This window comes from Rhodobacter sp. NTK016B, from assembly GCF_017303295.1.
Classification (GTDB): domain Bacteria; phylum Pseudomonadota; class Alphaproteobacteria; order Rhodobacterales; family Rhodobacteraceae; genus Pararhodobacter.
Window position 1 is genome coordinate 242,932 of sequence record NZ_JAFKOK010000002.1, and the last position, 15,123, is coordinate 258,054.

Annotated in this window: 18 protein-coding genes; all 18 read right to left on the bottom strand. The window is 67.4% G+C overall.

Annotated elements, in window-relative coordinates:
• Positions 1–7 precede the first annotated feature (7 nt).
• The 18 genes from JI664_RS03525 to JI664_RS03610 all read right to left on the bottom strand — a co-directional run bounded on the left by JI664_RS03525 (position 8) and on the right by JI664_RS03610 (position 15,079).
• The gene (locus JI664_RS03525) at positions 8–2,206 is read right to left on the bottom strand and encodes a hypothetical protein (RefSeq protein ID WP_207012336.1); all 2,199 of its coding nucleotides are present in this window, start codon (positions 2,204–2,206) and stop codon (positions 8–10) included.
• Positions 2,203–2,508 (bottom strand): hypothetical protein, encoded by a 306-nt coding sequence (locus JI664_RS03530; RefSeq protein WP_207012337.1) that lies wholly within the window; start codon positions 2,506–2,508, stop codon positions 2,203–2,205. The genes JI664_RS03525 and JI664_RS03530 overlap by 4 nt, the downstream gene beginning before the upstream one ends.
• Before the next feature lie 23 nt (positions 2,509–2,531).
• Positions 2,532–2,888, bottom strand: a complete 357-nt coding sequence (locus tag JI664_RS03535) for a hypothetical protein (RefSeq protein ID WP_207012338.1) — start codon at positions 2,886–2,888, stop codon at positions 2,532–2,534.
• A complete protein-coding gene (locus JI664_RS03540) occupies positions 2,888–3,352 on the bottom strand; it encodes a hypothetical protein (RefSeq protein WP_207012339.1) in 465 nt (154 codons plus the stop codon). The genes JI664_RS03535 and JI664_RS03540 overlap by 1 nt, the downstream gene beginning before the upstream one ends.
• A gap of 11 nt (positions 3,353–3,363) precedes the next feature.
• The gene (locus JI664_RS03545) at positions 3,364–3,825 is read right to left on the bottom strand and encodes a hypothetical protein (protein WP_207012340.1); all 462 of its coding nucleotides are present in this window, start codon (positions 3,823–3,825) and stop codon (positions 3,364–3,366) included.
• Positions 3,822–4,145: a head-tail joining protein gene (locus tag JI664_RS03550; RefSeq protein WP_349768679.1), complete on the bottom strand. Its 324-nt coding sequence runs from the start codon at positions 4,143–4,145 to the stop codon at positions 3,822–3,824. Before JI664_RS03550 ends, JI664_RS03545 begins: the two co-directional genes overlap by 4 nt.
• Positions 4,142–4,474: a DUF2190 family protein gene (locus JI664_RS03555; RefSeq protein ID WP_207012341.1), complete on the bottom strand. Its 333-nt coding sequence runs from the start codon at positions 4,472–4,474 to the stop codon at positions 4,142–4,144. Before JI664_RS03555 ends, JI664_RS03550 begins: the two co-directional genes overlap by 4 nt.
• Positions 4,475–4,565: 91 nt before the next feature.
• Positions 4,566–6,635, bottom strand: a complete 2,070-nt coding sequence (locus tag JI664_RS03560) for a head maturation protease, ClpP-related (RefSeq protein WP_207012342.1) — start codon at positions 6,633–6,635, stop codon at positions 4,566–4,568.
• The gene (locus JI664_RS03565) at positions 6,628–8,103 is read right to left on the bottom strand and encodes a phage portal protein (RefSeq protein WP_207012343.1); all 1,476 of its coding nucleotides are present in this window, start codon (positions 8,101–8,103) and stop codon (positions 6,628–6,630) included. The genes JI664_RS03560 and JI664_RS03565 overlap by 8 nt, the downstream gene beginning before the upstream one ends.
• Positions 8,100–8,303 (bottom strand): phage head-tail joining protein, encoded by a 204-nt coding sequence (locus JI664_RS03570; RefSeq protein ID WP_207012344.1) that lies wholly within the window; start codon positions 8,301–8,303, stop codon positions 8,100–8,102. The genes JI664_RS03565 and JI664_RS03570 overlap by 4 nt, the downstream gene beginning before the upstream one ends.
• A complete protein-coding gene (locus JI664_RS03575) occupies positions 8,300–10,426 on the bottom strand; it encodes a terminase gpA endonuclease subunit (RefSeq protein ID WP_207012345.1) in 2,127 nt (708 codons plus the stop codon). Before JI664_RS03575 ends, JI664_RS03570 begins: the two co-directional genes overlap by 4 nt.
• The gene (locus tag JI664_RS03580; RefSeq protein ID WP_207012346.1) at positions 10,426–11,079 is read right to left on the bottom strand and encodes a terminase small subunit; all 654 of its coding nucleotides are present in this window, start codon (positions 11,077–11,079) and stop codon (positions 10,426–10,428) included. Before JI664_RS03580 ends, JI664_RS03575 begins: the two co-directional genes overlap by 1 nt.
• A gap of 123 nt (positions 11,080–11,202) precedes the next feature.
• Positions 11,203–11,919, bottom strand: coding sequence for a hypothetical protein (locus tag JI664_RS03585; protein ID WP_207012347.1), 717 nt, complete (start codon positions 11,917–11,919; stop codon positions 11,203–11,205).
• Positions 11,920–12,040: 121 nt separating this feature from the next.
• Positions 12,041–12,709 carry a hypothetical protein gene (locus JI664_RS03590; RefSeq protein WP_207012348.1) on the bottom strand — a complete coding sequence of 223 codons (669 nt, stop codon included), beginning with the start codon at positions 12,707–12,709 and terminating at the stop codon, positions 12,041–12,043.
• Positions 12,706–13,296, bottom strand: a complete 591-nt coding sequence (locus tag JI664_RS03595; RefSeq protein ID WP_207012349.1) for a hypothetical protein — start codon at positions 13,294–13,296, stop codon at positions 12,706–12,708. Before JI664_RS03595 ends, JI664_RS03590 begins: the two co-directional genes overlap by 4 nt.
• 216 nt (positions 13,297–13,512) lie before the next feature.
• Positions 13,513–14,142 (bottom strand): hypothetical protein, encoded by a 630-nt coding sequence (locus JI664_RS03600; RefSeq protein WP_207012350.1) that lies wholly within the window; start codon positions 14,140–14,142, stop codon positions 13,513–13,515.
• Positions 14,139–14,582 carry a hypothetical protein gene (locus tag JI664_RS03605; protein ID WP_207012351.1) on the bottom strand — a complete coding sequence of 148 codons (444 nt, stop codon included), beginning with the start codon at positions 14,580–14,582 and terminating at the stop codon, positions 14,139–14,141. Before JI664_RS03605 ends, JI664_RS03600 begins: the two co-directional genes overlap by 4 nt.
• Positions 14,579–15,079 carry a DUF1937 family protein gene (locus JI664_RS03610; RefSeq protein WP_207012352.1) on the bottom strand — a complete coding sequence of 167 codons (501 nt, stop codon included), beginning with the start codon at positions 15,077–15,079 and terminating at the stop codon, positions 14,579–14,581. Before JI664_RS03610 ends, JI664_RS03605 begins: the two co-directional genes overlap by 4 nt.
• Between the last annotated feature and the right edge of the window lie 44 nt (positions 15,080–15,123).

Here is a 15,123-nt window from a genome sequence, read left to right on the forward strand (position 1 = left end):
CAGGCCATCAGCGCTGCCTCGGGTTGCGGTTGATCTCGCGCACGCGACCGGGAAGCGCGTTGTTCATTTGCTGGAACCCCTGCGCCATCATCGCCCCCGCCTCGGACAAGACACTGGCTTTGAAGCCGCCCGTGGTTTCATCGAACCCGATCGACACATGAAGCCGGCCACCGGCCCCACCACGCGCCGCCTCGCGAGCAAGGCGGGCCGTTTCCAGAGCGGGCGTCACCTGCGCGCCCGTGGGCAGGTTGATCAGCTCGGGGCCTTCCTCGCCCACCAGCGACAGACCGCCGCGCCAGCTTTCCGTCCCGCGCGCGTTCTTTCCGAGACCGATGCCAAGCACCTGCAACAGACTGCCGAAGATACCGCCGCTGGACGCCAGCCCCTGAAACGCGCGCATGGCCTGCATCCGCGCCAGCTCCATGATCAGCCGCGCGATCGCCGCGCGGCCCGCGTCCGCCCCATCCATTGCCGCCATAAAGACGTCGGTGAGCGCAGACGCCCCGCGCTGACCCGCCTCGTGCTGGCGCTCCAATGCCTCGGTCAAATCCTCGACCCGCTGACCGGCAGAGACATAGGCTTGCGCCATGCCGTCGATTTCGGCGCGCAGCTCGGGCGTGATCTCGCGACCCTCGGCCTGTGCCTCGGCCAGCATTTCGGCGCGGACAGCGGCGTATTCGGCCGCGTCGCCATAGTCCTGCCCCGAGGCGGCAACCTCGGCCAGCGCCACAGCCTCGGCCTGCAATGCCTCGGTGCGCGCGCGAATGTCGGCAACGGCCCCGGCGTAGCCCGAGGGCGAGGCACTTCCACCGCCGCCCGATCCGGTACTCGACAGCGAGTCATAGGCGGAATGGCCCTCGTTCGGCGCGGGGGGCGGCGCGCTGGCGCGACGGCCGCCCAGATAGTCCTGCGGCATCAAGGGAGTGTCCTGGTCGAAAAGCGGAACCCCCTGATCCATGCCCGGCGCGCGACCGCCCGGCATTGCCTCGCGAGCCTCGGCTGCTCGCTCGCCGAGCCGGGTCACGGCTTCCGTTAGCGTGTTGATGCGCCCGATCAGCCCCGACAGGCTGACACCATCCATGTCTTCGAATTGATCGGCGATTGCCTTGATACGATTAGCGAGGCGCTCGGCCTCATCGCTGTATTCACCGGCGGAGATCGTACCAGCCGCGAATCTCTCTTGTAGCGTGTCCGCCTCGGTGATCAGATCGCGCAAGACCTGTTCCGCGCCGATCTCATTGGCATTGCGCAAAGCTCGCGCAAAATACTCAAGCTCGGGGCGGGCGTCGGCGACCGCATTCCTGACCGCTGCAAAGGCCATGGCAGCGTCGCCGACTCCCTCACTTGCTTCCTCGGCGAATTCTTCAACATCCGCCGTCAAGCGTTCGACCCAGTCATCGCCGAGAATCGAACGGGCGTTCTCGATCGAACCGAACATACGCTCAAGCGCGTCAGTTGTCGTTTCGAAGCCGCCCATGAACACATTGACGGCCATCGTTTGCACGAAACCGCCCGCGCGGTCTGCCAACTCGCTGAACTTGCGTTCAAGGATCGTGGCGCGGGTGATCGCCTCGTTTTCCAAGACGTTGCCAAACTCATGGGCCTCCGAAATCAGCTCTCGGATCCCGTCGCCACCCATGTTGATCAATTGGACGAAGCGCTCGCCCGCCGCCCCACCGAAAAGCTCATCCGCAACCCGGATGCGGCCCGCCGTATCCAGCCCCTGCATCCGCTCGGTGATTTCCAGCAGCAGCTCGGACGGGTCTTCGAGACGCCGCGCGACGTCCCCAGCATCGAAGCCCAGACGGCGCAAAGCATCGGCAGCCGATCCGCCGCCTGTGACCGCGAATTCGTCGGCGCGCAGGTTCAATTCCTTGAACGCCTCAGTCATCAGCTCGACAGGGATGCGATTGGCTTCGAACACATGCGCCCATTCCTGCCAGCTCTCGGCGTCAACACCAGCCATAGCGGCCTGATCCCCGATTGCGGCCACGTCACGCAGGAAGTTGCGCACGGCAACGCCTGCGCCGACGGCTGCCGTTCCGATGGCCGTCACTCCCAGCGCCGTGCTGGTCAGCCGCCGCATCGACGCGGCGACCCTCGGCCCGAAGCCGTCGGCTTGCTGTTGCGCGCCGCGCAGGCCCCGGCTGAAATCCGCCGTGTCCAACCCCAGCCGGGCCTGCAACCGCCCCATAAATCCGGTCATGCTTCCCCTCTCAGTCTTGCGCGGTAATCGTCCATCGAGATCACGGCCATCGAGCGGGCCATGCTTTCCAGCGCGTGGCGCTGCGCTTCGGGCGGTAGTGGCGGCTTCGGTCGATCATCCAGCCCGGCGAGGAAATCGCGCAGGCCCTCGTGATCAAGGTTTTCGCCGATCCATGCGGCGAGCGTCGCATCATACAGCGCCGCGCTGCGCCGCCGCGCAGCCCCCTTGAACACCCGCTGCAAGGAACGCGGTGTCTGTGACCAGAACGCCCCCGGATCGAACCCCGCCGCGATCCAATCCACGGCAAGGCTCTCGGCCCAATCTTTCAGGCTTCCGGGGGCGTCGGCTTTCCCGGCTCATCATCCTCGGACTTTTCCGGGGCCGCGCGTTCCATCGCCTCGGACAATCCAGCCATCAGCGCCGCGCCGTCGGTCTGCATCAGCGCGCCAACGTCGCGCGGGGTCAGACCCTCGTGGTGATCCTTGGCGCAAGCCCAGATCAGCGCGCGTTGCGCGGTCAGCGTGGCGCGCGCGCCGCCCTCGATGCGCGCCAGTTCGCGCAGCGGGTCGAGACCGGTGCGCGCGACCTCGGCCTCGAAGTCGCACAGCGCATTCACATCGGCACATAAGCGCAACGGAGTGCCATCGCGCAGCAACACCGCGACCAGTTCGGGCGCGCGCATCACGCGCCGCCCCCGGCAGCGGCATTGGCGACGGTCGCCATAAGGCGCCAGGTCGTGCGCATCATCACGACGCCCTTGAGCTGCCCGACAGGCTTGTATTCCTTCACGTAGCCCATGCAGGTGACGGTCTTGCCGCCGACGCCGATCTCGACAAGGTGCAGCTCTTTCAGAGCCGTCACCGGGTCGCGCTCGGCCAGCTCGGTCAGCGCGGTATCGCCCGCCGACCCATCGTCAAGCAGATGGTCGATCGCGTAGTCGACGGCGGGCAGGATGCCGGGCATGTTTTCTTCGGCGAAGCCGGGCGAGTCCTGATTGGTGATGTCGAGATCCGACGGCATGCGGTCGGGCCATTCGACATTCTGCAAGCCGGTGATCTTCGTCCAATCCGGGGACTCACCCCGGCCGACGCGGATCGTGGCGTTATGCGCCAGCTTCGGCGCGATCGAATAGGCGGGGGCAGGCATGGGCTATCCTTTCAAGGTTGCATCCGGGCGCACCAGCTCTGCACGCCGAATGTCAAAGTGAGGGTTCCGATGCGGGGCGACCCCGTACCGGAAATGTCGATGGCAGAGGATTGCAGCGCGACGTCGCGCGCCGGTCCCGTGCCGCGCATCAACGCGGCTTCGATCGGGTCGATCAGGGCGATAGCCGCGTCATCGAGCGCGTTCTCGGCCTCGGGGCCGTCCGTGCCGTTGAGGCCCTTGGCCTTCATCTTGACGACGACGACGGCGCGGAAATCCTGCGCCATCGTGTCCATGGTGGCCGGTTCGCGGCCTTCGGTCGGGACGGCGATCCCCACGATCGGCAGGGCGTCGGGCGAAATGTCCTGCGCCCAGGCCGATACGATCCTGGCCCCGGCGAGCGGCGCGTGCTCGGCGATCGCCGAGGCCACCGCCGCGCGCAGATCAGCGCGCAGCGCCTTGCGTTCGGCGCTCATGTCTCCAGCGCCTCAAGCTCGACCAGCAGATGCCCATCAATAGCGGGCGATCCCTGCGGCCAGACATTGGAGACGCGATAGGCGCCCGAAGCATCCGCGACGCGATCATCGCGCGCCACCTCGGGCACCAGATCGGCGCGCACGCGCCAGCTCGGCGACATGACGAGCATATCCACCCCGTCGGGACCGATCGCGCGCACTGGCGTGCGGCGCAGGATGGATTGCACCACCCGCGCCGCGCCGCCCTCGGGCGTGTAGGTCACAGGCCCGCCGATCACGGCAGCGGCGATACCGCTCAGACCGTCAGCGAGTCGCGTCACCGGATCGCGCCATCCAGAAGGACAGTTCCCTCGGCCGAGGGGCTCTCGGCCGAGGCGAGCGCCGCGCCAACCAGCGTGTTGCCCGAGGCGGTCGTGGTGAACACGAAATTCGTGTTATCCCAATAGAGCGCCGCCCCGGCCGTCCAAGCCTGCGCCGCCGTCTTGGCATGCGTCGCAACACCCCGACGGCGGATTTCGACCGCGTCGCCGCTTTCGGCCGCATGCACGGCAAGGCCGAAGATCTTGCCCACCAGCACGCCCTCGCCCGAGGCGACCGCGCGCGGGGCAACCACCGAGACGACTTCGCCCGGCTGAATGAAGTTCTTCATCTCTTTCCCTTTCGGTTTCGGGCCGCGCCCGAATGTCAAAAGGGCGGCCCGATCGCCGCCCCTTGCTTCACTGATTGTGTATCAGCGCGGGTTACTGGCCCGGATTGAACCAGCCGCCGACGCGCCCCGCCGACCCGGCGGCGAAATCGTGTTCCAGGGACCACGACATGCCCGACCGGCCGAAGGGTTCTTCCATCCGCATACGCGGGCCGCTCGCGCCTTCCAGGAAGCCGAACACGAATTGCGCGGCGTCGGCCGGGTCGGTCAGCAGATACCAGCCATTGCCCTTGAGTTCGGCCGAGGACAGCACCGTCAGCTTGCCCGCGAACGGGTTGACCTTGGCGGCGTCGGCGGGAACGAGCGGCGACACGACTTGCTCGGCCGCCGTTTCCTGATCCGGCGACACCAGGAGGATACGCGCCGACAGGTTCAGGCTGGCCCCGCCGAGGGACTTGTGCTTGCGGATCGCGGCGCGTCCCGTGCCCAGGGTATCGACACCGATCGCCGCGCCCGCGTTCGCCTTGGTGCCGTCGTTCGTGTTGAACACGGCGCGATTGTTCGACAGCGTCGGGCCATTCCCCGAATTGCCGAAGCAGACCGCGAAGAACGTCATTTCCTCGAACCGCGCGACCATGCGGCCCTGATCAGCGATCGCGTCGGCAATCGCGCCGGTGTCATCGTTGATCAGCACCTGCCGGGTCACGTCGAAGCGCACGGCATAGGGCACCAGCGTCACCGCTTCCGCCGATTCCCCGATCGTCCCCGCCTTGATCTCGCCGCCCTCGCCCAGCTTTTGCAGCATCGGGAAGTCACCGGGCCGGATGATCGAATGCGCTCGGAAATCCTTGAACGACTTCTCGCGGGCGATCTGGCGATAGATCGACGGGGCCTCGCGGTAACGGTCGGCCAGCGCCTTGTTGAGCGCGTTCGACAGCGCCAGCGGGAAATCCGAGGTCGAATGCATGTCCATGAAGACGCGCAGGCGGTCGTCGGCGGTGCGCAGCGAGCCGCGATAGCCCGAGGCATTCGCCGCCATTTCCACGAGCGACATGGACATGAACGGCCGCGCGCGATCGTCGGTCGGATCGCGGCGGGCAAACTGCGCCGCAAGCGCGGCCGTCATCCCCGCGCGGCGGGTTTCACGCTCATCGCGCAGAATGCGGGTCGAAGGCCCGCGCGTCGGTTTCGGCACGTTGTGTCCTTTCTGTTGGTAATGGGCGATCACGCCGCGCAGGCCGATCCCCTGGGCGATGAAGTCGCCCGCCTGGCTCAGACTGCCGCCGTTCATTTCGACAATGGCGCAGATCGCCGACGCCTCGGCGGCGGGGCCGGTGTCGTCATCATCCTCGGCCGCGTCGTCGTCGCCCTGGGCGTCGTCGTCATCTTCGGGGGTATCGCCACCGGCGGGCGGCGTGTCGTCGGCAGCGTCGCCGCCTTCGGTCGTGTCGTCACCCTGCCCCGTGGTCAGGTCGTCGTCGTCTTCCGGGTCCATGTCGGATTCCTTCATTTGCGGTGTTGCGGGCGGTGTCCCGCCAATCCAGGCCATGACGGCCTGCGGTGACGGGCTTGCAGCCCGTGGCCCCGCCAGCAGGTGCCGGGGGGAATGGTGATAGGTGGCATAGGCGAAGGCCGCGGCGTCCGACGCCACCGAGGCATCGGCGCGGGTCGCGAAACCGGCCGCGACCGCATCCTCGGCCGTGAACCACGTTTCCGCGCGCATGATCTCGCGCGCGGCCTCGGCGGTGATCCCGGCGCGGGTCGCGTAAACCTCGGCATAGCCCTGCGACATGAGCGCGAGCGAGTCGGCCATGTCGCGATGTTCGGCCTCGGTGCCGCGTCCTTCGATGAAGGGCACGGCCGGGTCGTGGATCATCATCATTGCGCCGGTCAGCATGACGATGTCTTCGCCCGCCATCGCGACCAGACTGCCCGCGCTTGCGGCAATCCCCGACACCACGACCGAGACCTTGCCGGAATAGCCGCTCAGGGCGTGGAACACGGCCAAGCCCTCGGTCGCGAGACCGCCGGGGCAGTTCAGATAGACCGTGACGTCATCCCCGCCCGCGCGCGCCAGCTCGGCCCGCACCGTCGCGGCGGTAAAATGCGGCTCATCGGGCCAAGGCGGCGCCCCGACCATCCCTTCCAGGTAAATTTCAGGCATCAAGGGTCCTTTCGCTTTCGGAATTTCCGAGCTGGACGGCCGCGCCGGGCTGTTTCAGCGCGGCCAGATCGCGGCGGCGCTGCATATCGGCGTCGATCTCGCGGTCGATTTCGTCAGGGTCATATCCCGAGGCGCGGATCTCGCCCCGGCGCGAGGCCAGACCGGCCTCGATGCGCTGCACGGCAACTTGCGTTTCGGTTTTGGGGTCTGCCATGACCGGAGGCGGCGGGGTCCAGTCGATCCGCGCCTTCGACAGCGCGCGGATCGCGGCGAAGCCGCCCGCGTTGAATGCCCAATCCTTCAAGATCCAGTTGCCAGTCGGGCGACACATGCCCGGCAAGGCCATGTGCCATTGCCAGCGCTCGACATTCTGGCCCATGTCGATCCGGCCGAGACGCCCCGAGGCGAAATTGACCCCGGTCAGGTCACCTGTCAGGCTTTCATAGGTGATGCCCATGCCGACCGCGACGCGGCGCAGATGCACCTTCGTGAAATCGTCGTATCCCGTCACCTCGGGCGGGTTGGCAAAGGACACTTCGTCGTTTTGGCCGATCGCTTGGATAAGTCCCGGTGCCAGTTCGGAAGGCGGCGGGTTGCCCTGCATGTCGTCGGTGCGCCAGAACACCGAGAAACACGCAGCGATCCGCTGGCGCATCAACTGCGCTTCGTCGTTCTCGGCAAGCGCGACCAGATCGTCCAGCACTGGCGCGAACCAGCTCACGCCCCGGCGCTGTCCCGGCCGGTCAACGCGGTAAAGATGCGCCACGCGCGCTGCATCGACCCTTTCGGACTCCAAGCCCCGCCAGTTCGACCCGAGAACGGGCGACCCCGGATGCTCGCCAAACAGATGATAGGCGACGATGCGCCCCCAAGCGTCGCGCTCGATGCCGTCATAGAGTGTGTTGCCCGAGGCCCCGACCGGGCCTTGCATCCGCGTGTCGAGATAGTCGGCTTCGAGAACCCGCACTTGCCCGTGACGTGCGCCGTGTTCGGGCCAGACGATAAGCGCCTCGCCATCGGCGACCGCCGCCCCGAACGCGGACGCCTGCAAGCCGCCCAGCGGCAAGACGCCCTCGCCATCGACCGCGACCGAGCTGAGATGCGGCAGCACGTCGTCGCGCCATTCGCGCTGCAAGCCCTTGTCCGTCGTGACAAGGCGCGGCTCGATGCCCGCGCCGATCACGTTGTTCTGGATCACCGACAAGGCCCGCGACGCCGTCGGGTTGTTGCGGATCACGTCGCGGCTTGCCAGGGAAAGACCCCGGCGCGCAAGCTGCGCCACCGCGTCGGCATCGCCGCCGACCGCGCGCAGGCTTTCCGAGCGCCGCGCGAGATCGGACGCGCGGTAATGCATCACCACGTCAGCCGCCGCGCGGCGCGCCGCCATCGACTGACGTTCGGCCAGCCGCCGATTGCCCGCCGTGGGCGAGGCCCAGGCGATCACCCGGTCGAGAAAGGTATCCCTCATACCGGGCGCCTCACCAGACGCGGATAAACCTGCCTCGATCGCCCCCCTGCCCCGGCCAGCCCGTCGCGGATCATGTCGCGGGTCTGACGCATTTCCGACAGCGAGCGGAAAGTGTACTGTTCATCGCCGATGCGCACCGACGACACACCTTTGGCGATCGCCGCTTCGATCGCGGTCAGATCGTCTTGCGTCCAACTCATTTCAGCCATTTCCCTTTCGGCTTGATCCAGCGCGCCGGTGCCGGTGCGCCCGATGCGGCGGGCGTCGTCGCCTCGCCTGTTCCCTGCGGCCCGGTCCAGTCCGCGAAGGGGTTGTCGGCGTCGAGCCGCGCCCAGAACGGCGGGGCCTCGGTTGCGATCGTCTCGCCCTTGATCTGGATGTGCAGCGCGCGGGCCTGCACCAGGTGGTCAAAGGATTCGTTGCGCACCATGCCCGGCTTCTTGGCCCAGCCCTTCGGCCCGCGCCGCTCGGCGGTGAACTCCTGCAACTCGGCTTCGCCGAACCATTCCGGCAGGCCGCAATAATTCCGCCCCGGTTCCGGCAGGCGCAGCGACGACGCGACCGCGTCTTTCAGGCGATCCGTCGCCATGTGCAGGATCTGCACGTCGCTTGCCGCGCGCCGCCGCTTGTTCGCGCTACGCTCGGGCGCGCGCAGCCAAACCCGGTCCCGGTGTTCGCCACCCTCGCCCCGTGTCAGGAACCACAACTTGCCCTGACCGGCTTTCTTGCGCCCGCGCCAGAATCGATAAGCGTGTTCCGTGGTCGAGCCGCCGCCGTGCATATCAACGGCCAGCGCGACCGGGCGCAGGGTCCAGTCGGTGCCATCCACCGGCCACGCGCGCAGCGCCAGCGCGTCCAGCACGGCCCAATCCTCGGCCACGTCGAAGGGCCGGATGCCACGCGACGCGCCACCCGGTGCGCCCTCGGGCGGATTGACCAGGTCGAAGCGGTCAACAGGTTCGTGCCGGCCATCCAGCCCCCACGCCGTGACCCCGACCGCAAACCGCGATCCTTGCACGTCGATCGACACCGTCAGATACCGCGTCCAGCTCGGGGCCGTGCCCTGCGCCGTGGCATTGCCCGCCGCCTTGTCGCGCAGGCCCTGCACCGACAGCTCGCCCTCTGCGCCCGCATGGCGCGGCAGGTAGGGCCGTCCAATCGCCGTGTTCGTCACGGTCTTGATCTGTTCTTCGTCGCCCGTCCGCTCGAAGGCTTGCAGCGCGTTGACCCACAACACGACGATTTCCGCCCAGGTCGCGAACCCTGCCGCCGCACCGTCCAACCAATGCGACGCAAGGTCTGTCTTGCGGATGGCCGGATCGCCGAGGCGCACCAGCGACTTGCCGTCGCTGGCCTCGTGCAACCAATAGCCCGACGCGTTCAACTCGCCTTTCAGCTCATGCCCGAACCCGTCGCGGCAATGCGGACAGATCATGCGCGCCGTCGCCCCGCATTCCGCCGGGTCCGCGCTGTTCTCCCAGCGCAGCCGGGCAAAGGTCGGCTCGAAGCGAGCCCCGCAAAGCGGGCAATCCCAATACCACCGTCCCCGCGTGCCTTGCGGATAGAGGCCCAGAACACCGCCCGAGACCGGCGGCGCGTCATGCGGGGTTTGCGCGCGCCAGCTTTCATCCGTGATTGCCCGGCCGGGCGAGGACTCGATCGCCACCATGCCGCGCGACCCGAGCGTCCGGGTCCGCGCGCGCATCATCACATATCCCGACCCCTCGCCGTCGATCGAGTCAGGCCAGCGGTCGTAATCGGTCCCCATCACAAGACGGCCGGTGAAGCTCGCGAGCTTCGTCGCGGTCGGCCAGTCGAAGCTCAACTCGGTGCCGCCGGTGAAGCGCTTTTGATACTGGTTATCGCCGCCCCGGCCCTTATCGACGCGCTCGGCCACGTCAGGCGAGTTGCGCACCATCGGCGACCACTTGTTGCGCTCGAATTCCGCCGCCGCCTCGCGCGTCATCTGGAACAGCGCCACCCGGCCCGGCTGGCAACAGATCGCGTGGACCGAGGCCCCCAAAAGCATCATCGTCTTGCCGGTCTGCGACGGCCCGGCGAACACCTCGGCGCGGTAGTCGCGCGAGGCGATCACGTCCTGCGGCTCGGCCATGTACGGCGCATCGCTGCGGCGGAACGGCTGCCATTGCTCGCCCGTGTAGACGTGCATGTACTTTTCCGCCGCCTCGGTAACCGAGATCAGCTCGGGCGGCGTCAGCGCAGGCAAAGCCCGGCGCAGGGCGTCGCGGGCGCTGGCGAAGGGCGGTAGCGGCCTGATCCGGTCCAGCGCCCCCGCTTCCGAGACGGCGCGCGGGTCGCCCATCACAAAAGCCCGTCGTCGTCGTCGCGCTCGACCAGCTCGGCGCGTTCGATCTTGGCGCGCATGCTCTTGATCGTGTCGGTCGCCGCGCGCTGCACCGCCGAGACCTGCGCCGCACTCAAGCCCAGCTCGCGTTCCAGCCGGTCGGCAAGGTTGCTCAGCCCCTCGCGCGCCGTGACCAGCAGCGCCTCGGCCAGCTCGACCACGTCATCGAGCGGCACCAGCGAGCGCCGCCCACGCGCGGCTTGCTGATAGATCAGATCAGCCCGCGCCATTTCCTGCCGGTCTTTCCACGACAGTTGCGCCTCGGGCTGATCCACGTCGAGACCGAGGAAATGCGCCTGTAAGGCCGAGACCTGTTTCGATGCGTGCGCGGCCTCGGCCTTGAGGCGCGCGTCGCGGTCCTGAAACCAAGCCCAGCAATGCGACAGGCGATAAACATAGGACTTGCCCGGCCCGCCCTCTTGCACGAAGGGCATGCCGTCCTTTGTCCATTTCGCGACCGTGTTGACCGTCTTGTTGAACGCCGAGGCGACCCCGTCCTGGTTGAGGTCCGCATCCTCGACGCCCTCGGGCAAGGGATGCGCGGCGATGAGCGCGGCCAGATCCTCGCCGACCTCGACCGGCAGCAGCGCCGGGCTTTCCGTTTCAGTCATAGAACAACCACAACCCCAATTCGCACCCTCGACGGATCGACCTGCCCCCACCCCAACCGGGGCGCGAATAACCCGCGTGCGGGGTTTCCGGGGGAAGGACCCGAACGGGGGGGGGCGGGGGCCTTAGCGCGCGGTTGCGAGCGCCCGCTCGAAGGCCCGGCGCAGGTTGATCCCGATCCGGTCGCGATAGGTGCGGGCGACGACGCCCTCGAAGTGAAAGGCCGCGTCATAGCGCGGCGCGGCCTTGGTGAAATGCGCAACCTTGGACAGATCGCCGCTTGCGGTGCGCTTCCAGATGCCCGGCGACAGCCCGCCATTGCGCGGCACGAAATAGCTTGCCCTGCCCCGCCTGAGACCCCGCGCCCGCGAGGCATCCGTGGCATTCGCCGCGCGGTCGCGCTGCGCCCCGATCCCGGATAGCGCCTGATTGCGCTCGCCCGGTGACCAGTTGCCATAGGCATTGAGCCGCGCGCCCTCGGCAGGCACGACCGAATGCAGGATCTCGGCCGAGACGACACGCTCGGACAAGAGCTTGTCCAACGCGGTCTGCGGTCTCGGCCCGCCTGCGCTTTGGACCTTCAGGTAATGCCGCCGCGCGACATGGCCCTTTTCCTGCACCGTGGCGACGGGCGCGGTCTTAGTCGCGCGCCAGACATGGAAGGCATTCAGCGTCCAGCGGGTCGGGCGGTCGAACGTGACCCGCATGTGATCTTTCAGCGCGTCCAGACCATCCTGCGCCGTCCAGTTGACCGCCCAGACCTCGATTTGCGGCAGATGCCGGTTCAGCATGTCGTCGGCACGGCGCAGGAAATCGGACGCATCGACACCCATATTCAGCATCACGCACCCCCGGAAACGACAACGCCCGCGCCGGAATGTCCGGTGCGGGCGTAATTCGTCATCTTGGTAATAAGTCATGCCTCAGCGGACCTAAGCGGTCAACGGTCAAAATTCGCGGCCGCTACCGAAGAACGCCACGCAGGCGCTCTAGCGCTTCCGCCAAGGCGACCTGCAACGCCGCACGCGATGCGCCTTTGACCCCCCAGCCATGCGCCCGCAAGACGTTGTCCAGCGGCTCGCCATGCAGCGCGACTGCATCGACCAGCGCGCGATCGGTGATGGCCTTGCGATCCGGCCCGCCGCGATCCGAGGGGCGCACCCGCCGCACCGGCTTAGCGACCCCGCGACCGATGGCGATCACGGCCCGGTCCAACTGGCGCGCGGCGTCCAGATGATAGTCCATCGCCGACAGCTCACCGCCACCCGCGCCACCTTGCGGCAAGAGCGCCGACAGGGTCGAGCGCGCGGACAGCCCGCTAGCGACACGCTCGACAAGATAGCCGTAGCGCCGCCCGGCCGAGACCTGACCGGGCGTCAGAAAGAAATCGACCCTTGCCCGCTGCGCCGCCCATTCCATGCGGTCGAAGACGTCCGCGCGCCGGAACCGTAGCCCGTCATCATCTTCGCCCCGGACATAGCCCGGCCCGGATGCCAGCCGCTCGCGCGAGACGGCCTCGGCCCCGCGCGCGGGGGCTTGCGGATCGGCGCGCAGGCGCTCGCCCCCCGACAGCGTGATCGGCTTCGGTCCGCGCAGGCGCGGCGCGGCTTTCACAGCTTTGCGCTTGCTCATGCCGCCCCCGTGATCGGCGTCGCGCCGCGTTCTGCCCGAACCTTGTCCAGAAGCCCGATCAGCCGATCGCGGCGCGCGAGATAGGCGCGCACCCAAGCGGCCTCATTCGGCTCAACGGCCCAGCCCGCCGCCTGTTTCTCGGTCGCGATCTGGACCCGGCGCGCCGCCTCCTGCGCCCGGCTCAGGACTAGCGCCCGCGCCTGCGGCGTCGCGGGCGGGATCCGCTTGGCCTCAAAGTAATCCCACGTCTCGACCAGCGTGCCGTCCTGCACCATCCGCTCGCCCTCGACCGAGGCGAACCAGCTCACCAGCTTGGGGTCAGCCTCAAGCGGCAGGGGCTGGCAGACATGCGCGAAGTTGATGAAGGTCGCGCGATCTGGCCAGAAGTTGCGCGCCGAACCTTGGCCGTGAACGCGCAGCATCCGCGCCAGCGTGGCGAGCGCCTCGTCGGTCATATAGGCCAGCTCGTCAGCGATGCGATCCAGCATCGCCCGCCCTTCTGCCTCGGTGATCTTCTTGGGGAACCGAAACCCGAGCGCATCAAGCAACAGCCTGCGCACCCGGTCGCGATTGGTTTCTGCGGTCATGCCCTAGTGCCTCTATTCTAAGCATGGCCCTGTTTTTCCGTTTGCGTTGCCGGTGCCGCTTTTGTCCTAAGAGATTTCATTTCTTCTCATGTCCTCTCAGGCCGGAAGGTTTTTCCCCAAAGAAAACGGGCAAAGCTGCCCGGATCGTCGGTTTCCTTCCGATTTTGTTCCGAAAACTTTCCGCCGGAAGGTTTTGGAAGGTTCTGGAAAGTTTTGCTATTTCGCGAACCGCGTGTCTGCGAGTTCCATTTTTTCCATGGCTTCGCGCACCCGAGCCGCCGTCCGCGACTTCCCCGGCTCAAGCGTGTCCAAGAGGAACTGATCGAGTCGGCAGATATACGCGAGATCCTGTGCGAGACGCTGAGACCCGCCCGCGCGCAGGATGCGGTCGGGCAGCTCTTTAAGCCGCTTGCGCTCGCGATCATCGGCCCGGCGCGTCTCGGCCTCGACCTTCATGCGTGCCGCGCCCTCGGTCACTTGCAGCAATTTCGGATGATAGAACCGCATCCGCCCGTCGCTCACCGTGCAAGGCTTCCAGCCATGCAAGGGCGTGACGTCGCGCGATGTCAGGCGCAGCCAGTCATCAAGTGACATGCGGGCCACCCAAGCCAATTCCCGATCCGCCATCGGCAACGTACCGACCGGGTCTTCATCCTGCGCCGCACATAGAAGGTCCAGAAACACCGCCCGCACTTCGCGATCCGCGTCGCGGCGAAACTCGGACGTGCGCCACCACGCATGATGAAACTGAAACCAGCCGTGGGATTCGAGCCGAACACCCACCGGAATGGGATAGCGAAACAGCTCTTTCGCCTCGACCACTTGGAATGCCGCTTGTGCCGTCACTGCCACCGCCTCCTTGAGGCCATCGCCCGCGCCTTGCGGTCGTGCAGCCATGCACTTTGCAACTGTCCGATGTAGCGGCGGGCCGCAGCCGAAAGGTCGCGGCGCGCGCGCGCCTCGGCGTCCTGTTCGGCGCTGCGCTTGTCGATGTACTTTCCCAGCCGATGCGCCAGCAAAGCGGGCGCGGCCTTCTGGCCGACCCGCCGCCGCTCGCGTTCGTCGGCCTCGCGACAAGCGCGGCTGCAATAGAGTTGCCATTCACGCGCGGCGTTGAACGGTCGGGCGCAATCAGGGTTCGCGCACCGCCCCGGCTCGGACAGCGGGCACGCGGCCAGCTCGGCAAAGGCGAAATCTACGAAGCTCTCAAAGTCAAAGCCCTCGCCCTGCCCCGCTGCCGAATGCGCCGCCGGTGCATTCCCGACTTGATCCGCCCGCGTGGTCATGGCTGCAAACTCGCAATGCCCAGCCTGCGCGCGTCCCAGCGGCTCGTCTCAAAGATCACCGGCTTGCACCCGGAAAGCGCGTGGGCGACCTCGCGAGCGACCCCGTCCGACTCGTGCCAGCCTGCGATTGCGGGCACGTAAACCATGCGCGCAGCATCCAGCAGCGGCGCACACCAGCGGGTCCAGAACATGGCATCCAGCGCCGCCCGCTCGGCAAAGCCCGCGTTGACGTGAGTGTGCCACCAGTCGCAAGCCGAATGCGCGATCACGATCGGCGACACAGCCGAAACCCCGCGCATGGCGAGCATCGCCACCGCGCCCGCCGCCTTGTGCGCGGCGGCATCGGCGCGCGGCCAATCGAAAACGCCGCGCGGCGCGGCGAGTTTGGTGTAGGGCGTGGCGACATAGACCAGACCGGACAGCCGCCGCGCGGCCTCGGTCGCGTCCTGCCCCCAATGCACAAGCGCCGACCCGGCGGCGTCGGGAAACCGTGTCATGCTGCACCCCCAAAAGCCCCCCGGCACAAGGCCGGGGGCAGTTG